Below are 21,799 nucleotides of genomic sequence, written 5' to 3' on the forward strand. Positions count from 1 at the left end.
CCCGGGGGGCACCGGGCCTCAGTCCTTCAGCGCCGCCACCTCGTCCAGCCAGAGCCGGGTGAACTCGGCCAGGCCGATACCCAGTTCGGCGCGCAGCAGCCGGTCCGTACGGCGCTCGCGGTCCTCGCCCTGCCCGTCGGCCGCGCCGACCGCCCGGTAGAAGGCGACCAGCCGCTGCGGCCCGTAGCGGCCCGCGATCAGCTCGCAGGCCAGCCAGGACTGCTCGTAGGCCTGGGCGATGCCGGTGGCGCCGGCGGCGAAGTCCCGGTCGGCGGGCAGGTCGGCGGGCAACCGCCCGGCGGCGACGTCCCGGGCCAGCTCGGGGGCGATCTGCCGCGGGACGCGGCCGGAGTCGCGGTAGGCGGTCCAGTCGGCGACGCCCTCGGAGAGCCACAGCGGTGTCCAGGCCCGGGTGTCGGACCTGGTCGCGACGTGGGTGGCCTCGTGCGTGATGACCACCTGTCGGCCGAAGTCGCTGAGCCGTCCGTACGCCTCGGGGTTGACCAGCACCCGGTCCGCCGGGGTGTGCCGGGGCGCGCCGGGGGCGGCCACGGTGACCGCCGCCATGCCCGCCCAGCCCGCCGGGTCGCCCTCCAGCAGCCGGGCGAACCGCTCCTCGGTACCGGGCAGTTCGAGCAGCAGCCGGCCGGGCCAGGCGCCGCCCCAGACCTCCTCGACGGCGGGTACCGCCCGGTCCCCGACCGCGACCAGCCCGGCCGGGTCGGGGCCGTCGGCCGACCCGAGCACCAGGCAGCGCGCGCCGGCCGTCGACCGCCCCGCGCCGAAGTCCCACGGCGCCGGCGGCCCGCTCGCGCTCTCCTCGCGCTCGACCCGCCAGCCGTCCCCGGCCCGGGCCAGCTCGATCCGGCGCGGGTACACCACGGGGTAGTCGTCGTAGTCGGCGATCCGCACCGCCAGGTCGGCCGCGGCGGTCAGCCGGTCCGGCCCGCCGCCCCCGGCAAGCACCAGGTTGCGGTAGGCCGCCTCGGCCACCGGCAGCCCCGACCGGGCCGGCAGCGAGCGCGCCCGCTCCGCCAGCACCGCCGCCACCTCGCCGCGCCGGTCGGCCGCCTGGCGGGCCGGTGCCGCCGCCGGGGCGACCGGCGGCAGCGACAGCTGGGCCAGCCCGCCGGCCGCGAGCAGCAGCGCACCCCGCCGGGACAGCGTGCGGCGGGTCCTGTCCGTCGGGTGGGGGTCGTGGGGGCCCGCTATCGGGTGGGGGTCGTGGGGGCCGGGCGGCGACGTGCTCAGAGCCGGACCACCCCCGAGACCGGCATGGCGTTGACGCTCTCGTAGCGGACCTTGGCGCCCGGGTAAGGGGCGTGCACGATCACGCCACCGCCGGCGTACATGCCGACGTGGTGCATGTCCCGGTAGAAGATCACCAGGTCTCCCGGTCGCGCTTCGGAGAGGTTGATCCGCTGGCCGGCGTACGCCTGGGCCTGCGAGGTGCGCGGCAGGGTCACTCCGGCCTGCCGCCAGCTGTAGTACATCAGACCGGAGCAGTCGAACGCACGGGGCCCGGTGGCCCCGTAAACGTACGGCGCGCCGACCATCCGGACCGCGGCCGCCAGCGCGGCGGCCCCGCGCTCGGAGGCGGGCGGGGCGGAGCCGAGGTCCAGCCGGTCGGTGCCGCGGGTGGCGCGCTGCTCGGCGTCCCGGGCGTCCTGGGCGGTCATCCTGGCCCGCTCGACGGCACCCAGGCCGTTGAGCAGCTTCTGTGCCGTGGTCAGCCGCTGCTGGATCTGCTGCTTGCTGTCGGCGAGCGAGCGGCGGGTCTGGTCCAGCTCGGCGAGCTTGCCGGCGGCCTCGGCGCGCCGTTGGTCGAGCCGGCGCTGGCGGGTGACCAGCTCGTGCAGCGTCTCCTGCTGCCGCTGCGTCGCCTGGCCCATGGTTCGGGCGCGGGCGAGGTAGTCCTCCGGGTCGGGGGACAGCATCAGCTGGGCGGTCTGGGTCATCCCGCCGCCGCGGTACTCGGCCCCGGCCACGGTCGCCAGGTCGCCGCGCAGCTCGTTGAGCTGGTCCTGGGCGACGGCGATCTCGCCCTGCAGGATCGTGGTCTCCCCCTGGAGCCGCCGCTGGGCCTCCTGGGCCGCGTTGTACCTCTCCGAAGCCTGCTCGGCCTCGTCGTAGAGCTGCTCGACCTGTGTCTTGACGTCCTTGCGGTCGGCCGGGTCCGGGCTGCCGGGGGCGGCGTGGGCGCTGCCGCCGGTCGCCATGCCGAGCGCGGTGGTGGCCGCCGCCGTCAGCACCAGCGCACGGACGAGCAGTTGGGAACGGCGGTGCACGGACATGGTGGCAGCGGCTCCAATCCTGCGGCGCGGCCCCGCCGCCGCCCCACTGCGGGCGGTCGTCGAGCGGGAGTCCGGTGGCAGACGTTAGCGAGTCCGGGCAAGCGAGTCCAAACCCCTCCGGACCCGAATATTTGACCCGTAATCGGACATCAGCCCGAGCCGCCGGAAAAGCCGCAGGCCCGGCCTTCCGTGGAGGAAGACCGGGCCTGGAAGCGCCGAGTACGGATCAGACCCGCACGATGCTGGTCAGCGGCATGTTGGTGACGGCCTCGTAGCGGACCGAGGCACCCGGCTTGGGCGCGTGCAGCACCTGGCCGTTGCCGGCGTAGATGCCGACGTGGTGGGCGTCCCCGAAGAAGATCAGCAGGTCGCCGGGCTGGGCCTGGGACAGGTCGCTGCCGATCCGGGTGCCGGCGTGCGCCTGCTCCTGCGAGGTGCGCGGCAGCGAGACGCCGACCTGGTTGAACGCCCAGACCATCAGGCCGGAGCAGTCGAAGGAGGACGCGCCGGTGGCGCCCCACACGTACGGGCTGCCGACCTTGGAGGCGGCGGCGGAGAGCGCGGCGGCACCGCGCGAGCTGCCGGGGGCGACCGGCTTGGCGACCGGCGAGGCCGGGGCCGGGGCCGAGCCCGCGGAGAGGTCGGTGCGGCTGTTGTCGCGGGAGGCGCGGTCGGCGGCCTGCTGGGCCTTGACCGCGGCGTCGGCCTGGGCCTTGGCGTCGGCGGCGGCCTTCTCCTCGGCCGCGCGCAGCGCCTGGCGCTCCTGCTCGGTCAGGGTGTTGAGCAGGTCCTGGGCGGCCTTCAGCTTGTTCTGGACCTCGTCCTTGGAGGCCTTCAGCTGCTGGGTGGTCGACTCCAGCTCGGCGAGCTTGCCCTGGGCCTCGGTGCGGTCCTGGTCGAGCTTGCGCTGCTGCTCCTGGAGCACCTTCAGCTGGTTCTTCTGGGTGTCGCCGGCCTGGTTCAGCGCACCGGCCTGGTTGAGGAAGCTGTCCGGGCTGGACGAGAACATCAGCTGGACGGTCGGGGATATGCCGCCGTTGCGGTACTGCTCCCCGGCGATCTCGGCGAGGCCGCCCTGCAGATCGGTCACCTGGTCCTGCTGACGGGCCACCTGGTCCTGCAGGCCGGAGACCTGCTTCTCCAGCGTCTGCTGCTTCTCCTGGGCGGCGTTGTACTGCTCGGTCGCCACCTCGGCCTGCTCGTTGAGCTGGTCGACCTGCTCCTTGACCTGGTCCTTGGTCGGCTGCGGGTCGGCGTGGGCGCCGGACTGCGCGGAGAGGGCGACGGCTGCGGCGGCGACACCGGTCAGGATCGAGACACGGGCGCGGCCGGCTGGCTTGGGACGACGATGGGACGCCACGAAGGCGGGCTCCTTCTTCCTACGTCCGCCTACCGGGTGAGCTGACGGGTTCGGGCCGGAAGCATGCCCTACGACGCCTCACGGCCGTTCCAGCGGCCGACCTGGCGCCGATTCACCCCGGAGGAACGTGGTTCCCCGGCTCCGCTGCGCAGCACCCCCGACTACTGGGCTCCCCTGTCGGGCAGTCGCTTCGACCTGCCCCGCTGCCTCGCGAACTCGACGGTAGCCACCGCCGCCACCCCGGCTGGGTGATCGACACTGCGATGGCTCGGTGCATGACCCTAGTAACTGAACCGTGATCGGTTCAAATCCTTGTCAGAAAAAAGACGGAAGATTACCCAAGTTCTTTTGTGAAAATGACCGATGGTAACCGCCGCCCCACGCAAGGCTGATCAGGTCTCACCCGATGCTCGCGAAACGGTCGAAAACCCGAACGCCACCCCCGGTCGGGGGTGGCGCGGATCACAGGGCTCGGGCGAACCCCTTCGGCGTGTCGGGCCGTCAGACCCGGCGGATGGTGTTGATCGGCATCGCGTCGGCCTTCATCACCTTCACCACGTCACCGGTGTGCGGCGCGTGGACCACCATGCCGTTGCCGATGTACATCGCGACGTGGTGCATGTCGGGGCCGTAGATGACCAGGTCGCCCGGCTGAGCCGCCGCCAGTCCGGGCACCGCGGTGCCGTAGTGGCCCTGCTCCTGCGAGGTGCGCGGCAGCGAGACGCCGGCCTGGCCGTACGACCAGACCATCAGGCCCGAGCAGTCGAAGGTGCTCGACCCGGTGGCGCCCCACACGTACGGCGAGCCCTGCTTGCTCATCGCCTTGGCGAGGGCCACGGCCGCGTAGCCACTGGCCGGCGGCAGGCTGCTCAGGTCGACCCGGTCGCTGCCGCGCGAGGCCCGGTCGTCCTGCGCCTGCTGGGCCTTCAGCGCGGTGCGCTCGGCGGCGCTCAGCGAGTTCATCAGGTCCTGGGCGGCCTTCAGCTTGGTGTTGACGTCCGCCTTGGCCTGGTTCAGGTCCTTGGTGGTGGTGTCGAGCGAGGCCAGCACGGCGGCCGCCTCGGTCTTCTCCTGGTCCAGCCGGCGCTGCTGGTCCAGCAGCCCCTTGAGCGCCTCCGCCTGGGTGGTGCTGGCCTGCTGGACGGTGGAGGCCTTCTCCAGGTAGCCGGACGGGTCGGAGGAGAGCATCAGCTGGACGGACGGGTCGATGCCGCCGGTGCGGTACTGCTCGCCCGCCACCTCGGCCAGGCCGGCCTGCAGCTGGGTCATCTGCTCCTGGCCGCGGGCCACCTGGTCCTGCAGCTGGTCGGCCTGCTTGCGCAGCTGCGTGGCCCGCTCCGTGGCGCCGTTGTACTTCTCTGCCGCCTGCTCCTGCTCTTGCTGGAGTTGGTCGATCTGCGCCTTGACGTCCGTTTTGTTCGGCTGCGGCGCGGCGTGCGCGGCTACCTGGGCGGAGAGTGCGACCGCGGTCGCAGCGGCCGCGGTGAGCACGGAGACCCGCGCGCGGCTCGGCTGCTTGGGACGGCGGTGGGAGGCCAAGGGACCGGCTCCTTCTTCCAACGGACTCACCCGATTGGATGAGATTCCGGAAAATAGGTTTGACGCCAGACCCTAGTGCGGATCTATCCGCTTTGCCACTCCCCCGAAGGCGTGAACTCTGTTTCCCACACCGACTTCACCGGACCCGCACACCACCACGGACCCAAGGCTGACCAGGAGTCATCCTACGCGGCCCGCGCTCAGGGCCGGGCCAGCCGGTTCAGCAGCAGCACCGAGGCGACCGGGCGCGCGCCCGCCTTCCGCACGCCCTCCGCGACCTCCCGGTCGGCGGAGACCACCACCACCGGACGGCCCTGCGGCTCGGCCCGCACCAGACGGCGAATCAGCTCGTCCGCGGTCTCCCCGGTCCGGCTGAACCGTACCCGGACCCCGCGCGGCGGTGCCATGATCACCGGAACGTCCAGGTCCTGCCCGTCGAACACACAGGTGACCTCCGCCTGGGTGCGCTGGGCCAGCATCGCCAGCCCGCCCAGCAACCGGATCCGCTGCTGCTCCAGCGGCAGCGTCGGATAGCCGGTCTTGGTCACGTTGTAGCCGTCCACCACCAGGTGCACCTGCGGGATCGCCAGCAGCTGGTCCAGCAGCGCCGGGTCGTCCTCGGCCAGCCCGCGCCGCGCCACGTCGTGCGGCGAGGCCGCCCCCGGCACCACCGCCTCCACCAGGTCCGCCGGGCGGATCTGGGAGACCGGCAGTGCCAGCTCCCGCTGCAGCCCCTGGGCCGACTGCAGCACGGTGTCCAGCAGCAGCCGCAGCCGCATGTCCTCGACGCTGCGCCCCTCGCGGGCCGACCGGCGGCCCTGCTCGGCGGCGTTCTCCAGCTCGGAGACTCGGTGTTTGAGCCGCCGCGCCTCGGTCTCGGCCGCACTGCGCTCGGCCGCGCCCTGCGCCTTCGCGGCCTCCAGCTCCCCGGCCAGGCGGCGCGCCTCGGCCTGCGCCCGGCGGGTGTCGCTCTCGAGCGACCGCACCTTCTTGCGCAGCGACTCGGCCTCCCGCCGGACGCCCTCGAACTCCGCGCGCTGCCGCTCCAGGTCCGCCCGTGCGGCGGCCCGCACCTCGGCCAGCTCGGCCTGCAGCTTCTCCGCGAGCCGGGCCGCCTCCGCGGCCGCGTCCTCGGCGCCTGCCCGCTCGACCTCCTCGCCGACCTCGGCGACCAGCCGGCTCCAGCCCGCCGAACGCACCAGGTAGGCGGCGGCGGCGACGTCCATCGGATCGGCGGCGCCCGGGACACTGCCCGACTCCAGCGCCCTCACCAGGTCCGGCTGCCCCAGCCGCAGCCGCTCCGCTATCCGCACCCGGAACGCCGGCTCCGCCTCCAGCGCGGCCGCCAGCGCGGTGGCCGCGTACTTGGCGCGCCGCGCGGGGGTGAACTTCACGTACTGACGCAGGCTCTGCGGGAGCTCGCCCGGCGGCAGTCCGCCCAGCGCGTCCGAGGCCAGCCCGACCACGCGCCGGCGCACCCCCTCGGGCAGCGGCCGGTCCAGCTTCTCGGCGACGTGCTCCGACCCGGGCTCAGCGGACTCGGAGGTGTCAGGGGTGTCTGGAGTGTCTGGGGTGTCGGGCGCAGCGCTCTCCGCCGGTCCCGTCCCGGCGTCCGGCACCTGCTCCTGCGCAGCGGGCCGAAGCCCCTGCGCTTCGCCGGGCTCCTTCGCTGCGTCCACCACGTCCTCGGCTCCGATCCTGTTTCCGGCGGGGTACGGCCGCGACCGCCCCCTGTCGTCACGCTCCGTGCGTCTTGTCTGTATTGTCCCGTGCGGCGGACGGGCGCGCGGCGCACCGCCCACCACACCGGCGGGGATCAGCCCTGCTCGGTCGGGGCCTCCGCGCCCTCGGCACCCGGGCGGGCCACCAGCTCGACCTGGTCCACGGCGTTGCACCAGCGGCAGCGCACCGACTCGATGGTCTCGCTCAGCACCTCGGTCTCCTCGACCTTGGAGTCGCCGGCCAGGTCGAAGTGCAGGAACTCGGTGACCCGCGCGCTGCGGGTGACATCGAACCGGGTGAGGTTGCCGCACAGCGTGCAGCGCCAGCGCGTCTCGGCGGTCAGGGCGGGGACGGTCATCGGGGGGTCCTCTCGGGTGGTCCCTGCGTGGGCCAGGCGCTCCCCCCGGAGCCCCGGCATCGGCGGCGGGAGGCGGGATTGCCCGCCCCAAGCCTATTGCCTGGGGCAACCATCGCGACCACCGGTCAGCGGAATAGCGGGGCTAGTCCACCTGCCGTAAACCGCCGTGTCACCTGCGGCGCCCGGAGGGATGCTTGGCCGCATGGCGCTCGCGGCCCCCGACCACACCGCCGAGCGGGGCGGCCGGCCGGAGGCGGCCGCCCCGGCGGTCACCTACGCCCTGATCGCGGTCAACACCCTGGTCTTCCTGCTCGGCCCGGCCGCCGGACTCAATCCGCTGTACGGCCCCGGCCAGGCCCGGGTCTGCGCGGAGCAGCGGTACGAGCAGCGCTGGGGCGCCGTCCCGGCCGAACTGCTGACCGGGCGGCCGCTGACCGCCGCGCAGTTGACGGAGGCCCCCGACCCGGTCCCCGGCTGCCCGGCCGCCCCGACCCCGGGCAAGCACCCGGCGCTGTCCGCCCTCACCGGCCTCTTCCTGCACGCCGGCTGGCTGCACCTGCTCGGCAACCTGCTCTTCCTCCACGTCTTCGGCCCGACCGTCGAACGGCGGCTGGGTCGGGCCCGGTACGCCGTCTTCTACCTGGCGGCCGGCAGCCTGGCCACGTACGGCTTCGCGCTCGCCGAGGCGCACGCGCCGGATTCCACCCGGGTGCTCATCGGAGCCTCCGGCGCGATCTCGGCCGTCCTGGGCGCCTATCTGCGCCTGCACCCGCGCGCCCGGGTGACCACCCTCGTCCCGCTGTTGTTCTTCCTGCCGCTGCGCTTCCCGGCCTGGCTGGTGCTCGGCCTCTGGTTCGCCCTGCAGTGGTGGTCGGTGCATTCGGCGGGCCCGGGGGTGGCCTACCTGGTCCACGTGATCGGCTTCTCGGCCGGCTTCCTCTACACCTGCACGGTGGTTCGCCACCCCTCGCGACGACCCGGCTGACGCCCGATACGCTGGCGGCACCCCACAAAGGAGCCCGAACAGTGATCACCGCCATCGTCCTGATCAAGACCAGTGTCGACCGCATCCCGGAGATCGCCGAGGCCATCGCCGCCATCGAGGGCGTCAGCGAGGTCTACTCGGTGACCGGCGGATACGACCTGGTGGCGATGGTCCGGGTGCGCCGCCACGACGACCTGGCCGAGGTCATCCCGGGCCGGCTCAACAAGGTCCCGGGCGTGGCCCACACCGAGACCCAGATCGCCTTCCGCACCTACTCCCAGCACGACCTGGAAGCCGCCTTCGCCCTCGGCCTGGACGAGTAGCGGGGCCGGGGCCTCAGCCCTCCCGGCGGGTGTCCACGACGCAACGCCCGCCCTCGTTGCGGTAGTTCCAGGCCGCGCCGTCCGTGACCAGCTCCCGAACGGCGGTCAGGAAGCGGTCGATGTGCTCGTCCGGCGTCCCGGCGCCGAAGCTCACCCGGATCGCGTTCAGGCTGCGCTCACCCGGCAGCGAGGGCTCCGGCGCACCGCACTCCGACGGCGGGGTGTCCTCGTCACCGAGCAGGGTCCGCACCAGCGGGTGGGCGCAGAACAGGCCGTCGCGCACCCCGATGCCGTACTCGGCGGACAGCGCGGCCGAGAAGTGCGAGCTGTTCCAGCCCCGGACGACGAAGGACAGCACGCCCACCCGGGCGGAGCCGGCGCCGAACAGGTTCAGCACCTTGACCTGGGGGATCCGCGCCAGCCCCGCAGTCAGCCGGTCGACCAGCTGCCGCTCGCGGGCCTCCAGCGCGTCGAAGCCGGCCTCGCTCAGCGCCCGGCAGGCCGAGGCGATCGCGTAGGCGCCGATGACGTTCGGCGAACCGGCCTCGTGCCGGGCCGGGCCGGTGTGCCACTGCACGGCCACCGAGCCGTCCGTCTCCCGAGCCACCGTGCGGGTCGCTCCGCCGCCGGCCAGGTACGGCTCGGCCGCGTCCAGCCAGTCCGCCCGGCCGGCCAGCACCCCGGCGCCGAACGGCGCGTAGATCTTGTGGCCGGAGAAGGCGATCCAGTCGACGTCCAGCTCGCGCACCGAGACCCGGTGGTGCGGGGCCAGCTGGGCGGCGTCCAGCACCACCCGGGCACCGTTCCGGTGCGCGGTCTCGGTCAGCTCGGCGACCGGCCACAGCTCGCCGGTCACGTTGGAGGCGCCGGTGACGCAGAGCAGCTTGGGGCCCTCGGGCGCCTCGGTGAGCGCGGCGTCCAGGGCGGCCACCGCCTCGGCCCGCGAGCGCGGCGCGCGCAGGTAGGTGACGCCCAGTCCGGCGTGCGCCCAGGGCAGCAGCGAGGCGTGGTGCTCGGTCTCGAAGGCGAACACCCGGGTGCCGGCCGGAACGGCGGCGGCGAGCAGGTTGAGCGAGTCGGTGGTGGCCCGGGTGAAGACCACCTGGTCGCCCTCGCGCAGGTCGAGGAACTCGGCGACGGTGCGGCGGCTCTGCTCGAAGAGGTCGGTGGACAGCTGCGAGAGGTACCCGGCCCCGCGGTGCACGCTGCCGTAGTACGGCGCGTAGGCGGCGACGTCGTCCCACACCCGCTGCAGCGCCGGCGCGCTGGCCGCGTAGTCGAGCGCCGCGTAGCCGACCTTGTCACCGCTGGCGAGCGGGACCTGGACGTCGGCGCCGAGGACCGCGAGGGGGGTGCCGATCTCGGTGGAGAGAGACATGAGGATGCACTCCTTCGGGGGTATGGGACCCCGGGAGTGCCAAGTCGTCGGGCGTCCGCGCTTGCCGCACGGACGGTTTGCCGTGGCGACCCGGTCCTCACCCAGGGCACCCCGCCACGGACGGAGGGTTGCCGGACAGCAAGCTGGGGCTTTGGCGCTGTCACTCATGACCTGCCGAAGACTCTAGGTCGGGTCCAGCGGGTGGTCAAACGGGCATCCACCATCCGGACAGCCGGGGAGCCCGCGCCGGCGTACCGGCACGGGCTCCCAACTACCGCTTCAGCTCCGGCTGGTGGCCTCCGACCAGCGCCGCAGCAGGTCCTGCGCGGCGCCCGAGTCGATGGCCTCCGCCGCCCGCGCCATGCCCGCCGCGAGCTGCTCCACCAGCGGCGCGTCGCCCAGGTCGAGCGCGACCAGCGCCGCCGCCGTGTTCAGCAGGACGGCGTCCCGCACCGGCCCGCGCTCGCCCGCCAGCAGCCGGCGCGCGACCTCGGCGTTGTAGGCGGGGTCCCCGCCGCGCAGCGTCTCGATGCCGACCAGTTCGATGCCGACCTCCCGCGGGTCGAAGGAGGTCTCGGTGACCACCCCGTCGCGCACCACCCACACCCGCGAGGTGGTGGTGATGGTCAGCTCGTCCAGCCCGTCGTCGCCGCGGAAGACCAGCGCCGTCGAGCCGCGCCGGGCGAGCACGCCGGCGATGAGCCCGGCCAGCCGCGTGTCGAAGCAGCCGATGGCGTGGGAGGTGACCTTGGCCGGGTTGGTCAGCGGGCCGAGGATGTTGAAGGCCGTCGGCACCCCGAGGTCGCGCCGGGCGGTGGCGGCGTGCCGCATCGAGGGGTGGAACTTCGCCGCGAAGCAGAAGGTGAGTCCGACCTCCTCGGCGACCTGGGCGACCCGCCGGGCGGAGAGGTCCAGCGCCACGCCGAGCTTCGCCAGCACGTCCGAGGACCCGGTGGACGAGGAGGCGGCCCGGTTGCCGTGCTTGACCACCTTGGCGCCGGCGGCCGCCGCGACGATCGCCGACATCGTGGAGATGTTGACGGTCTTCGCCCGGTCGCCGCCGGTGCCGACGATGTCCACCGCCGGGCCGGGGATCTCCAGCGGTTCGGCGTGCGCGTACATCGCGTCCACCAGACCGGTGACCTCGTCGACCGTCTCGCCCTTGGCCCGCAGCGCGATCATGAAGCCGGCCACCTGGGCGGGGGACGCCTCGCCGCTCATGATCCGGTCCATGGCCCACGCGGTGGCCGAGCGGTCGAGGTCCTCCCCCCGCAACAGCGCCGCCAGGATGTCCGGCCAGGAGCGGACCACCTGCGCGGGGTCGCTACCGCCGTTCGCAGGGTTCACGTTCACCATGGCTGACTCCAGCTGTTGTCGGTTCCCCCGCTCCGGGGGACGTCCGTACGGTTGGGAGCCAGCCTATCCAGCGGCGGGGCGCCTACGGCCCTGTCTTCTCTAGTACTGAGACACCGCCGCTCAGCGGCCGGCCGGAGCCCGCTTCGCCAGCCGTGCCCGCAGCAGGGTGGCGACCGCCTCGGCCAGCGCCACCGGGTCCACCGGTCGGGAGATCGCGGCATCGGCCCGGCTCCAGGCGGCGAGCCAGGAGTCCTGCGGCCGGCCGATCAGCACCAGCACCGGCGGGCAGCCGTAGATCTCGTCCTTCAACTGGCGCCCGAGCCCCAGCCCGCCGGCCGGGACCGCCTCGCCGTCCAGCACGCAGAGGTCCACGCCACCCTTCTCCAGTGCCTTGAGCACCGCGGGGGTGGTCGCGCACTCCAGGTAGGACAGCTCGGGAAGATCCTCGGCAGGCCGGCGGCCGAGCGCCGTCAGCACCTGCTCGCGGGTGTTGCGATCGTCGCTGTAGACGAGGACGGTGAGCGTCTCATCGGTCGTGTACGCCATGGACCCTGCTCCCTCAAGTGTGATCCGGACCACGTTCGCCTGATCCGGATGCTACTCCCGATCACCCTCCGCCGAGGGCCCCTCGCGCACGTTCCTGCTCAAGGCGCCGCGCCCTGGGCTCACCCGCCTGGAGGACGGCCCGTCACCCGGGCCCGCCCAGTCCACCCGTACGGCCGACCCCGGCCTCTCCCCCTACCTCCCGCGGCTACTCCGGCCGTGCGGCGACGCGCCGGGCAACGGGGTCGTAGGCTGCTCCGAGGAACCGTCAGAAAAGGGACACGCCGCTGCTCAGCCCCCATCCGGGCACCCCGTCGCCCCCCAAGCGGGCATACCGCACGCACCGGACACTCCGAGGGACACCCCCCGGCGTGAAGACGGAATAAGGGACCGACATAATGTCCGTCGTGGCGACAGCAACAGCAGTAGAAACCGGGCACGCGCACGGATCGGTCAACCGGCCGAACATGGTCAGCGTCGGAACGATCGTCTGGCTCAGTTCCGAGTTGATGTTCTTCGCGGCCCTCTTCGCGATGTACTTCACGCTCCGCTCCGTCAAGGGAGCCGAGTTCTGGACCGAGAAGGCTCACGCCCTCAACGTGCCGTTCTCCTCGGTCAACACCACCGTCCTGGTGCTCTCCTCGCTCACCTGCCAGCTCGGCGTGTTCGCCGCCGAGCGCGGTGACGTGAAGAAGCTCCGCATGTGGTTCATCATCACGTTCATGATGGGCGCGGTCTTCATCGGCGGCCAGGTCTTCGAGTACACCGAGCTGGTCAAGAAGGACGGCCTGTCGCTGTCCTCCGACCCGTACGGCACGGTGTTCTACCTGACCACCGGCTTCCACGGCCTGCACGTGACGGGTGGTCTGATCGCCTTCCTGCTGGTCCTGGGACGGACGTACGCAGCCAAGCGCTTCACGCACGAGCAGGCCACCGCCGCGATCGTCGTGTCGTACTACTGGCACTTCGTCGACGTCGTGTGGATCGGCCTGTTCGCGACCATCTACCTGATCAAGTAACCAGCTGATCAGGTCGCTGGCCACCGGCTGCGGCCCCCGCCCTCACCGGCGACGGGCCGCTTCTGCCGGTGCCGACGCTCCCACCGACCGACCGCGCGCGCAGCCCTTAGACAGGCAGCCTCGTGCCGGCCAGACCGGCCGCCGGGTGCACCCACCAGTCGACCAGATCCTGACACCGGGGTTATTCCGTGAAAAAGCTCTCCGCACGACGGCGCCACCCATTGGCGGCGCTGGTCGTCCTACTTCTCGCCCTGGCGGCAACCGGGGGGCTGTACGCCGCGTTCGCTCCCGCCGACAAGGCGCAGGCCGACGTCGCCGCGCAGTCGCTCGCGATCGATGAGGGCAAGAAGCTCTTCGCCGTCGGTTGCTCCTCCTGTCACGGCCTGAACGGCCAGGGCGGCAGTGACGGTCCCAGCCTGGTCGGCGTCGGCTCCGCCTCCGTCGACTTCCAGGTCGGTACCGGCCGCATGCCGGCCCAGCAGCCCGGCGCCCAGGTGCCGCGCAAGAAGAACATCTACACGCAGGCCGAGATCGACCAGCTCGCCGCCTTCGTGGCCTCCCTCGGTCCCGGCCCGGTGACCCCGAAGGAGGAGCAGTACACCTCGACCAACCCGGAGGACATCTCCAAGGGTGGCGAGCTGTTCCGCACCAACTGCGCCCAGTGCCACAACTTCGCCGGCCAGGGTGGTGCCCTGACCAAGGGCAAGTACGCCCCGTCGCTGGAGGGCGTGGACGCCAAGCACATCTACGAGGCCATGCAGACCGGCCCGCAGCAGATGCCGTCGTTCCCGGACACCACCATGCCCGAGGAGCAGAAGAAGCAGATCGTGGCCTTCGTCCGCCACACCACCAGCGAAGAGCCCAACCCCGGCGGTCTCACGCTCGGCAGCCTCGGTCCGGTGACCGAGGGCCTGTTCGGCTGGATCTTCGGTCTTGGCACGCTCATCGCGGTCGCGATCTGGGTCGCCGCCCACACCACCAAGGCCAAGAAGTCATGAGCCACGACATGTCAGAAGAGAAGCTCCCGGAGTCGCACGGCTCCGCCGGCGAGGTCGCCGACCACGGCAACCCCTTCGCCGACCCGGGCCTGCCGGCCCACGAGCCCCGTCGCACCGACATCGACGAGCGGGCCGCGCAGCGGGCCGAGCGCCAGGTGTCGCTGATGTTCGTGATCTCGATGCTCGCCACCGTCGGCTTCATCGCCTCGTACGTGGCCATCGACCCGGACAAGATCGTCTACATCTTCCCGCTGGGCAAGGTCAGCGCGATGAACTTCGCGCTGGGCCTGACCCTGGGCGTCGCCCTCTTCATGATCGGCGCGGGCGCGGTCCACTGGGCCCGCACCCTGATGTCGGACGTCGAGCTGCCGGCCGAGCGTCACCCGATCGAGGCCTCCGACGAGGTCCGCGCGGACGTCATCGACCAGTTCAAGACCGGTGCCGCCGAGTCCGGCTTCGGCCGCCGCAAGATGATCCGCAACACCCTCATCGGTTCGATGGCGCTGGTCCCGCTCTCCGGCGTGGTCCTGCTCCGCGACCTCGGCCCGCTCCCGGAGAAGAAGCTCCAGGAGACCGGCTGGAAGGAGGCGACCCCGGCCAAGCCGCTGCCGCTCGTCAACATGAACACCCTGCAGCAGATGAAGCCCGAGGACATCGCCATCGGTTCGCTGACCTTCGCCATGCCGGAGGGCCTGTCCACGCACGACGAGGACTTCCAGCAGCGGATCGCCAAGGACGCCCTGATGCTGGTGCGCATCGCGCCGGACGACATCAAGGACGACAAGTCCAGGGAGCTGGGTTTCGAGGGCATCCTCGCCTACTCCAAGATCTGCACCCACGTCGGCTGCCCGATCAGCCTGTACGAGCAGCAGACCCACCACGCGCTCTGCCCCTGCCACCAGTCGACCTTCGACCTGGCGGACGGCGCGCGCGTCATCTTCGGCCCGGCCGGTCACCCCCTGCCGCAGCTGAAGATCACCACTGACGACAAGGGCAACCTGGTCGCCACCGGCGACTTCGCGGAGCCTGTCGGCCCGAGCTTCTGGGAGCGTGCTCGATGAGTAGCGCGAGCAGCACCACCACCGGTGCCGCCAAGCCTTCCAGCACGCGTGCCAAGCCCACCAACAAGTGGGAAGCCGCAGCTGACTGGACGGACGGCCGGCTGGGGATCTACTCCCTCGCCAAGGCCAACCTGCGGAAGATCTTCCCGGACCACTGGTCCTTCATGCTGGGCGAGATCTGCCTCTACACGTTCGTCATCATCATCCTGACCGGCGTCTACCTGACGCTGTTCTTCAAGCCGTCGATGGCCGAGGTCGTCTACAACGGCTCGTACGTGCCGCTCAAGGGCATCGGGATGTCCGAGGCGTACGCCTCGACGATGAACATCAGCTTCGAGGTCCGCGGCGGTCTGCTGATCCGTCAGATCCACCACTGGGCCGCCCTGGTCTTCGTGGCCGCGATGCTCGTGCACATGATGCGCGTGTTCTTCACCGGCGCGTTCCGCAAGCCGCGTGAGATCAACTGGGTCTTCGGCTTCCTGCTGCTGGTCCTGGGCATGTTCGACGGCTTCTTCGGCTATTCGCTGCCGGACGACCTGCTGTCGGGTACCGGTATCCGCTTCATGGAAGGCGCGATCCTCGCCGTCCCGCTGGTGGGCACCTACGTCCAGATGTTCCTCTACGGGGGCGAGTTCCCCGGCACCGACATCATCCCGCGGTTCTTCACGATCCACGTGCTGCTGATCCCGGGCATCATGCTCGGCCTGCTGGTGGCGCACCTGATCCTGGTCTTCTACCACAAGCACACCCAGTGGGCGGGCCCGGGCAAGACCGAGAAGAACGTCGTCGGCATGCCGCTGATGCCGGTCTACATGGCCAAGGCCGGTGGCTTCTTCTTCCTGGTGTTCGGCATCATCGCCGCCATGTCGGCGATCGCCTCGATCAACCCGATCTGGGCGTACGGACCGTACCGTCCCGACCAGGTGTCCACCGACGCCCAGCCGGACTGGTACATGGGCTTCTCCGAGGGCCTGATCCGTGTCATGCCGGGCTGGGAGATCAGCCTGTGGGGCCACACCCTGAACCTGGGTGTGTTCGTCCCGCTGATGATCTTCCCGCTGGTCCTGGTCGCGATCGCGGTCTACCCGTTCATCGAGGGCTGGATCACCGGCGACAAGCGCGAGCACCACATCCTGGACCGTCCGCGCAACGCCCCGGTCCGCACCGCCCTGGGTGCCGCCTGGATCAGCCTGTACCTGGTGCTGCTGATCGGTGGTGGCAACGACCTGTTCGCCACCCACCTGCACCTGTCGCTCAACGCGATCACCTACTTCGTCCGCGTCGGCTTCTTCGCGGTCCCGGTGATCGTCTTCATCATCACCAAGCGCTGGTGCCTCGGCCTCCAGCGCCGTGACAAGGAGAAGGTGCTGCACGGCCGCGAGACGGGTGTCATCAAGCGCCTGCCGCACGGCGAGTTCATCGAGGTGCACGCCCAGCTGCCGCAGAAGGACCTGCACAAGCTCACCGCGCACGAGCAGATCCAGCCGGTCCAGCTGCCGGCCCAGACGGACGAGAACGGCGTGGCCCGCAAGGCCGGCGTCGTCACCCGCACCCGGGCCAAGCTGTCCCGCGGCTTCTACGGCGAGGGCAGCCAGATCCCCAAGCCGACCGCCGAGGAGCACCACGAGATCACCAGCGGCCACGGCCACCACTGATCCCGTACCCGCGTCACCCCGAGGGCCGCTGACCAGAGTTCATCTGGTCGGCGGCCCTCGGGCTTTTCCGTATCCTCCGGTTCCGTACCCGCCGTCGCCCTCGCCCTCAGGAGCTTCCCGTGCAGCTGTCCGTCGACTCCGCGTCCGCCACTCCCCCGTACGAGCAGATCCGCGCCCAGATCGCGGAGCTGGCCCGTACCGGGGACCTGCCGACCGGGCTGAAGCTGCCCACCGTACGGGCCCTGGCCGAGGAACTGGGGCTGGCCGCCGGCACCGTCGCCCGGGCCTACCGGGAGCTGGAGGCGGACGGCATCGTGGAGACCCACGGCCGGCGCGGCACGCTGATCGCCGCCGCCGGGGACACCGCGCACCGGCTGGCCGCCGCGGCCGCCACCGAGTACGCCGAGCGCGCGGACCGCCTCGGGCTCTCCCACGCGGACGCCCTGGCCGCGGTGGTCACCGCGCTGGGGCTGGCCTACCCCGAGGCCTAGCAACGGGATCCGGCAGCAAGGCTCGGCAGTGGGGCCTGGCAGCGGGGCCCGGCGGGGGCTTCGCGGGCCCTCAGACCTCCGGGCGGATCATCCCCGCGGCCGGGGCCTGGCCGGCCGGTGCGGTGGTGCTGAGGGGCTGTCCGACGGCGCTGTGCTTGACCCAGTCCGTCCAGGTGACGTTCCAGTCCCCGAAGCCGTTGCCGAACGCCTCCATCCCGGCGCCGCGGCTGTTCACCACCGTCACCAGGTCCCCCACCCGGGTGTTCTCGTAGAACCACTTGGCGTTCTCGGTGCTCATGCCGGTACAGCCGTGGCTGACGTTCTCCACGCCCTGCGAGCCGACCGACCAGGGCGCCGCGTGGACGTACTCGCCGCTCCAGGTCACCCGGGTGGCCCACTGCACGTCGAGGTTGTACGACTCCGAGCTGCCGGCGGCTATGCCGATGGTCTCGCCGCTCATCCGGACGGAACGCTCCTGGCCGAGCACCACCTTGATGCCGTTGCGGGTGTCGAAGCCGGGCTTTCCGGTGGTGACCGGGATGGTCCGCACGACCTCGCCGCCACGCTTCAGGGTGAGCTCGTGGGCGGCCGCGTCGACCACCGACTCGACCCGCTCGCCTATCCGCAGCTTCAGCGAGCTGCGGTCGCCGCCGTAGAGGCCGTCCGCGATCCGGCTGCCGGTGTCGTCGAAGGCCAGCGTGACGGCCGTCCCGGCCGGCCAGTACTCCTCCGGGCGGAAGTGCAGGTTCTTGTCGTCCACCCAGTACCAGGCGCCGGTGACGGCGGGCTGGGAGGTGACGGTCAGGGCCTGCTCGACCTCCCGGCGGGCCTGCGGGTCCTTCACCGCCTCGGAGAGCTGCACGGTGAGCGGCTGGCCGACCCCGTAGACGCCGCTGCCGGAGGAGTCCGGGCCGAGCTTGGCGGTGAGCAGGCGCTGGGCGGCGAGGGTGCTGAAGTCTTCGGTGGTGTCGCCGCGGCCGCCCTTGCCGTCGTCGGCGGCGATGCGGACGGAGTACGTGGTGGCGGCCTTCAGCCGGCCGGTGGTCCGCCAGCTGCGCTGGTCGGCGGCGAGTTCGCCCGCGACCACCCGGCCGTCCGGGCCCACCACGGTGACGTCGGTGAGCCGGCTGCCCTGCACGGCCGTCACGGTGACCGGCTGGGCCGGGTCGACCTTGCCGTCCGCCGAGAGGTGGACCAGCGGGGCCGCGTCGATCCGGTGCGGCCCGGCGGACTCGTCGTCGCCGGACGAGCAGGCGGCCAGCGGGGCCAGTACTACGAGGGTCAGCGAGATGCTGCCTATAGCTGCGATTCCGCACCTGTCGGGCATGACCGCCTCCGGGGTTCGCACGATTGATCAGATCGTAGGAACGCCTACCGGCAGAGCGACATCCGAGGGACCCTCCGTTGACCCGGGAGAGTGAGACCGTCACCCCGGAGACGCAGCAGGGCCGGTCCCCCCGTGCGGGGGGGACCGGCCCTGGTGTCGGATGCGGAACCCTACTGGTTCTGGTTCTCGCCCCGGTAGAACTCGAAGACCCATCCGAAGATGCCGATCGCGATGATCGGGGCGGCCCAGAACATCAGCCACCAGCCGAAGATCACGCCCATGAAGGCGAGCGCGCCACCGAGCGCCAGCGACAGCGGCTGCCAGCTGGTCGGGGCGAAGAAGCCCACCTCACCGGCGTCGTCCGTGACCTCGGCCTCGGGGTTGTCACCCGCGCCGCTGTCCACCCGGCGGGCGGTGAATGCGAGGTAGTACCCGATGAAGGCACAGAGGGCGAAGGCGAGGAAGAGCGCGGTGGTACCCGCGGCCTCCAGGCCCGGGCCCGAGTTGTTGGTCCACAGGCCGTAGGTGATGGCCATGGCCAGCACGAAGACCGACAGGCCCAGGAAGATCTTTCCCTGTTCCTTCATCAGGCGTCACCCTCCTGCTTGCCCTTGCCCAGCTTCGGGGCGTCGTACTTCGCCGGGGTCACACCGGCGAGGTGCTTGGCCGGCTCACCGTGGTTCTCCAGGTAGTCCAGCGCGGCGATCTCCGGGTGGTGGAGGTCGAAGGCCGGGGATTCGGAGCGGATCCGGGGCAGGGTGAGGAAGTTGTGCCGCGGCGGCGGGCAGGAGGTCGCCCACTCGAGGGAGCGGCCGAAGCCCCACGGGTCGTCCACGGTGACCTTCTCGCCGTACTTGGCGGTCTTCCAGACGTTGTAGAGGAACGGCAGGATCGACAGGCCGAGCACGAAGGAGCCGATGGTCGAGACGGTGTTCAGGGTGGTGAAGCCGTCCGACGCCAGGTAGTCGGCGTAGCGGCGGGGCATGCCCTCCGCGCCGAGCCAGTGCTGCACCAGGAACGTCGTGTGGAAGCCGATGAACAGCGTCCAGAAGGTGATCCGGCCGAGCCGCTCGTCCAGCATCTTGCCGGTCATCTTCGGCCACCAGAAGTGGAAGCCGGCGAACATCGCGAACACGACGGTGCCGAAGACCACGTAGTGGAAGTGGGCGACGACGAAGTACGAGTCCGAGACGTGGAAGTCGATCGGCGGGGAGGCCAGCAGGACACCGGTCAGACCGCCGAAGAGGAAGGTGACCAGGAAGCCGACCGTCCAGAGCATCGGGGTCTCGAAGCTCAGTGAGCCCTTCCACATGGTGCCGACCCAGTTGAAGAACTTCACACCGGTCGGGACCGCGATCAGGAAGGTCATGAAGGAGAAGAACGGCAGCAGGACCTGCCCGGTGACGTACATGTGGTGCGCCCACACCGTCACGGACAGACCGGCGATCGCGATGGTGGCCGCGATCAGACCGGAGTAGCCGAACATCGGCTTGCGGCTGAAGACCGGGATGATCTCGGACACGATGCCGAAGAACGGCAGCGCGATGATGTACACCTCGGGGTGGCCGAAGAACCAGAACAGGTGCTGCCACAGCATCGCCCCGCCGTTGGCGGGGTCGAAGACGTGGGCACCGAACTTCCGGTCGGCCTCCAGGGCGAACAGCGCGGCGGCCAGGACCGGGAAGGCCAGCAGGACCAGCACCGAGGTCAGCAGGACGTTCCAGACGAAGATCGACATCCGGAACATCGTCATGCCCGGGGCGCGCATGCAGATGATCGTGGTGATGAAGTTGACCGCACCGAGGATCGTGCCGAAGCCGGAGAAGGCCAGACCCATGATCCACATGTCGCCGCCGACGCCGGGCGAGTGCACCGCGTCCGACAGCGGGGAGTAGGCGAACCAACCGAAGTTGGCGGCACCGTTCGGCGTCAGGAAGCCGGACACCGCGATGGTCGAACCGAAGAGGTACAGCCAGTACGCGAACATGTTCAGACGCGGGAACGCCACGTCCGGCGCGCCGATCTGCAGCGGCATGATCCAGTTCGCGAAGCCCGCGAACAGCGGCGTCGCGAACATCAGCAGCATGATCGTGCCGTGCATCGTGAACGCCTGGTTGAACTGCTCGTTCGACAGGATCTGGGTCCCGGGACGAGCCAGCTCGGCGCGCATGACCAGGGCGAGGATGCCACCGATCAGGAAGAAGGCGAACGACGTGCCCAGGTACAGGGTGCCGATCGTCTTGTGGTCAGTGGTGGTCAGCCACTTGATGATGGTCGAACCCGGCTTCCGGGTCCGCTGCGCCCCGACCGTGACGGCACCGGCGCCCCCGCCGGCCGCGGCGGGCTCGTTGAGGATGGTCACTTCTCTTCACTTCCCATGCCGATGAGGCCGGAGGGCACCGAGCCGTTCTGGCCCTTGGCGCGAAGCTCGGCCAGGTGCTTGTCGTAGTCGGCGCGGTCGACGACCTTGACGTTGAACAGCATGCGCGAGTGGTCGGTGCCACAGAGCTCGGCACACTTGCCCTTGTACTCGCCCTTGACGGTCGGGGTGACCTCGAACTTGTTCACCACGCCCGGCACGACGTCCATCTTCATCATGAAGTTGACGGGCCAGAAGTCGTGGATGACGTCACGCGAGGTAAGACGGAACTGCACCGTCTCGTTGACCGGCAGCCAGAGCGTCGGAAAATCACTGGGCGTACCGATGTCGTACGCGGCGTCCTTGTTGGCCGGGTCGGGAGTCTCGGTGTTCTCGTAGTTGAACGCCCAGCTCCACTGGAAGCCGACCACGTTGACGTAGTGCTGCGGCTTCTCGGAGACGTGCGTCAGCTTGTTCTCGTCGCGGGCGACGAAGTAGAAGAGCACCGAGACGATGATGATGGGGACCGCGGTGTAGAGCGCCTCGATGGGCACGTTGTACCGGGTCTGCGGAGGGACCTCCACACCGGTGCGCTTGCGCCGGTGGAAGATCACGCTCCAGATGATCAGACCCCACATCAGTACGCCGACCACCAGCGCCGCGATCCAGGACCCCTGCCACATCCGGAGGACCAACGGCCCTTCCGTGGTGACGGGGCTCGGGAGGCCAAGCCTGGGGAGGTCGTTGGCCGAGCAGCCGGTGGCGGTCGCGATGACGAGGCCCAGTGCCAGCGCCTGAGGCAGCTTCCGCCGCATCGTGCGCCGCGGCGAGCGGTCGGAGCCGTTGGGACTCACGTAGCGCCTTCCCGAAGTCTCGCCCGCCTTCGCGTCGCCCCGAGGAGGATTGTGAGCCTCCCCGGCGACCCGACCACGGGCACGGTTTGAATGCTTATGCGGGCCAAACCCTACTCCAGCCTTATGCGCTCCTGACGGGCAGCCCCCGGTAACGCGCCGCCCGGTCGCCCGATCAGG

Annotated in this window: 20 protein-coding genes and 2 riboswitches; of the genes, 7 read left to right on the top strand and 13 right to left on the bottom strand. The window is 71.0% G+C overall.

Annotated features, from left to right (window positions below; all coding sequences use genetic code 11):
• Window positions 1-18 precede the first annotated feature (18 nt).
• The 6 genes from ACIBEC_RS07550 to ACIBEC_RS07575 form a co-directional block, all read right to left on the bottom strand.
• Window positions 19-1,041: a hypothetical protein gene (locus tag ACIBEC_RS07550; protein ID WP_360492431.1), complete on the bottom strand. Its 1,023-nt coding sequence runs from the start codon at window positions 1,039-1,041 to the stop codon at window positions 19-21.
• A gap of 206 nt (window positions 1,042-1,247) precedes the next feature.
• Window positions 1,248-2,294, bottom strand: coding sequence for an NlpC/P60 family protein (locus ACIBEC_RS07555; protein WP_360492433.1), 1,047 nt, complete (start codon window positions 2,292-2,294; stop codon window positions 1,248-1,250).
• A gap of 226 nt (window positions 2,295-2,520) precedes the next feature.
• Complete coding sequence (locus ACIBEC_RS07560; RefSeq protein WP_360492436.1) at window positions 2,521-3,654, bottom strand: NlpC/P60 family protein; 1,134 nt, start codon at window positions 3,652-3,654, stop codon at window positions 2,521-2,523.
• Between the two features lie 10 nt (window positions 3,655-3,664).
• Window positions 3,665-3,818, bottom strand: a riboswitch (cyclic di-AMP (ydaO/yuaA leader).
• Window positions 3,819-4,155: 337 nt separating this feature from the next.
• The gene (locus tag ACIBEC_RS07565; protein WP_360492439.1) at window positions 4,156-5,193 is read right to left on the bottom strand and encodes an NlpC/P60 family protein; all 1,038 of its coding nucleotides are present in this window, start codon (window positions 5,191-5,193) and stop codon (window positions 4,156-4,158) included.
• Between the two features lie 200 nt (window positions 5,194-5,393).
• A complete protein-coding gene (locus ACIBEC_RS07570; RefSeq protein ID WP_360493015.1) occupies window positions 5,394-6,695 on the bottom strand; it encodes an NYN domain-containing protein in 1,302 nt (433 codons plus the stop codon).
• Window positions 6,696-7,009: 314 nt separating this feature from the next.
• Window positions 7,010-7,273 carry a hypothetical protein gene (locus tag ACIBEC_RS07575; RefSeq protein ID WP_360492442.1) on the bottom strand — a complete coding sequence of 88 codons (264 nt, stop codon included), beginning with the start codon at window positions 7,271-7,273 and terminating at the stop codon, window positions 7,010-7,012.
• 202 nt (window positions 7,274-7,475) lie between these two features.
• On the opposite strand from ACIBEC_RS07575, the gene ACIBEC_RS07580 reads away from it, so the two are divergent.
• Both ACIBEC_RS07580 and ACIBEC_RS07585 read left to right on the top strand, forming a co-directional pair.
• A complete protein-coding gene (locus tag ACIBEC_RS07580; RefSeq protein ID WP_360492445.1) occupies window positions 7,476-8,258 on the top strand; it encodes a rhomboid family intramembrane serine protease in 783 nt (260 codons plus the stop codon).
• A 41-nt stretch (window positions 8,259-8,299) separates the two neighbouring features.
• A complete protein-coding gene (locus ACIBEC_RS07585; RefSeq protein WP_030240061.1) occupies window positions 8,300-8,581 on the top strand; it encodes an Lrp/AsnC ligand binding domain-containing protein in 282 nt (93 codons plus the stop codon).
• Window positions 8,582-8,594: 13 nt separating this feature from the next.
• Here ACIBEC_RS07585 and ACIBEC_RS07590 read toward each other — a convergent pair whose 3' ends face one another.
• The 3 genes from ACIBEC_RS07590 to ACIBEC_RS07600 all read right to left on the bottom strand — a co-directional run bounded on the left by ACIBEC_RS07590 (window position 8,595) and on the right by ACIBEC_RS07600 (window position 11,861).
• Complete coding sequence (locus ACIBEC_RS07590; RefSeq protein ID WP_360492448.1) at window positions 8,595-9,959, bottom strand: aminotransferase class V-fold PLP-dependent enzyme; 1,365 nt, start codon at window positions 9,957-9,959, stop codon at window positions 8,595-8,597.
• Window positions 9,960-10,011: 52 nt separating this feature from the next.
• Window positions 10,012-10,131: riboswitch (SAM riboswitch) on the bottom strand.
• A gap of 107 nt (window positions 10,132-10,238) precedes the next feature.
• Window positions 10,239-11,315: an anthranilate phosphoribosyltransferase gene (gene trpD, locus ACIBEC_RS07595; RefSeq protein WP_360492451.1), complete on the bottom strand. Its 1,077-nt coding sequence runs from the start codon at window positions 11,313-11,315 to the stop codon at window positions 10,239-10,241.
• Between the two features lie 120 nt (window positions 11,316-11,435).
• Complete coding sequence (locus ACIBEC_RS07600; protein ID WP_360492454.1) at window positions 11,436-11,861, bottom strand: hypothetical protein; 426 nt, start codon at window positions 11,859-11,861, stop codon at window positions 11,436-11,438.
• A 395-nt stretch (window positions 11,862-12,256) separates the two neighbouring features.
• Here ACIBEC_RS07600 and ACIBEC_RS07605 point away from each other — a divergent pair, with 395 nt between their 5' ends.
• The 5 genes from ACIBEC_RS07605 (at window position 12,257) to ACIBEC_RS07625 (ending at window position 17,082) form a co-directional block, all read left to right on the top strand.
• Window positions 12,257-12,877, top strand: coding sequence for a heme-copper oxidase subunit III (locus ACIBEC_RS07605; RefSeq protein WP_196949465.1), 621 nt, complete (start codon window positions 12,257-12,259; stop codon window positions 12,875-12,877).
• A gap of 188 nt (window positions 12,878-13,065) precedes the next feature.
• Entirely contained in the window at window positions 13,066-13,875 is an 810-nt protein-coding gene (locus tag ACIBEC_RS07610) for a c-type cytochrome (RefSeq protein WP_360492457.1), read from the top strand.
• Window positions 13,876-13,883: 8 nt separating this feature from the next.
• Window positions 13,884-14,936, top strand: coding sequence for a Rieske 2Fe-2S domain-containing protein (locus ACIBEC_RS07615; protein WP_360492459.1), 1,053 nt, complete (start codon window positions 13,884-13,886; stop codon window positions 14,934-14,936).
• Window positions 14,933-16,591, top strand: coding sequence for a cytochrome bc complex cytochrome b subunit (locus ACIBEC_RS07620; protein WP_360492462.1), 1,659 nt, complete (start codon window positions 14,933-14,935; stop codon window positions 16,589-16,591). The genes ACIBEC_RS07615 and ACIBEC_RS07620 overlap by 4 nt, the downstream gene beginning before the upstream one ends.
• A 119-nt stretch (window positions 16,592-16,710) precedes the next feature.
• The gene (locus ACIBEC_RS07625) at window positions 16,711-17,082 is read left to right on the top strand and encodes a GntR family transcriptional regulator (protein WP_360492464.1); all 372 of its coding nucleotides are present in this window, start codon (window positions 16,711-16,713) and stop codon (window positions 17,080-17,082) included.
• A gap of 70 nt (window positions 17,083-17,152) precedes the next feature.
• Here ACIBEC_RS07625 and ACIBEC_RS07630 read toward each other — a convergent pair whose 3' ends face one another.
• The 4 genes from ACIBEC_RS07630 to coxB form a co-directional block, all read right to left on the bottom strand.
• Window positions 17,153-18,409: an Ig-like domain-containing protein gene (locus ACIBEC_RS07630; RefSeq protein WP_360492466.1), complete on the bottom strand. Its 1,257-nt coding sequence runs from the start codon at window positions 18,407-18,409 to the stop codon at window positions 17,153-17,155.
• 170 nt (window positions 18,410-18,579) lie between these two features.
• On the bottom strand, window positions 18,580-18,996 hold the full coding sequence (locus tag ACIBEC_RS07635; protein ID WP_360492469.1) for a cytochrome c oxidase subunit 4: 417 nt from the start codon (window positions 18,994-18,996) through the stop codon (window positions 18,580-18,582).
• Entirely contained in the window at window positions 18,996-20,771 is a 1,776-nt protein-coding gene (ctaD, locus tag ACIBEC_RS07640) for a cytochrome c oxidase subunit I (protein WP_396287785.1), read from the bottom strand. The genes ACIBEC_RS07635 and ctaD overlap by 1 nt, the downstream gene beginning before the upstream one ends.
• On the bottom strand, window positions 20,768-21,622 hold the full coding sequence (coxB, locus tag ACIBEC_RS07645) for a cytochrome c oxidase subunit II (RefSeq protein ID WP_360492472.1): 855 nt from the start codon (window positions 21,620-21,622) through the stop codon (window positions 20,768-20,770). The genes ctaD and coxB overlap by 4 nt, the downstream gene beginning before the upstream one ends.
• Window positions 21,623-21,799: the final 177 nt, after the last annotated feature.

Source organism: Kitasatospora sp. NPDC051164, from assembly GCF_044455625.1.
Lineage (GTDB): Bacteria > Actinomycetota > Actinomycetes > Streptomycetales > Streptomycetaceae > Kitasatospora.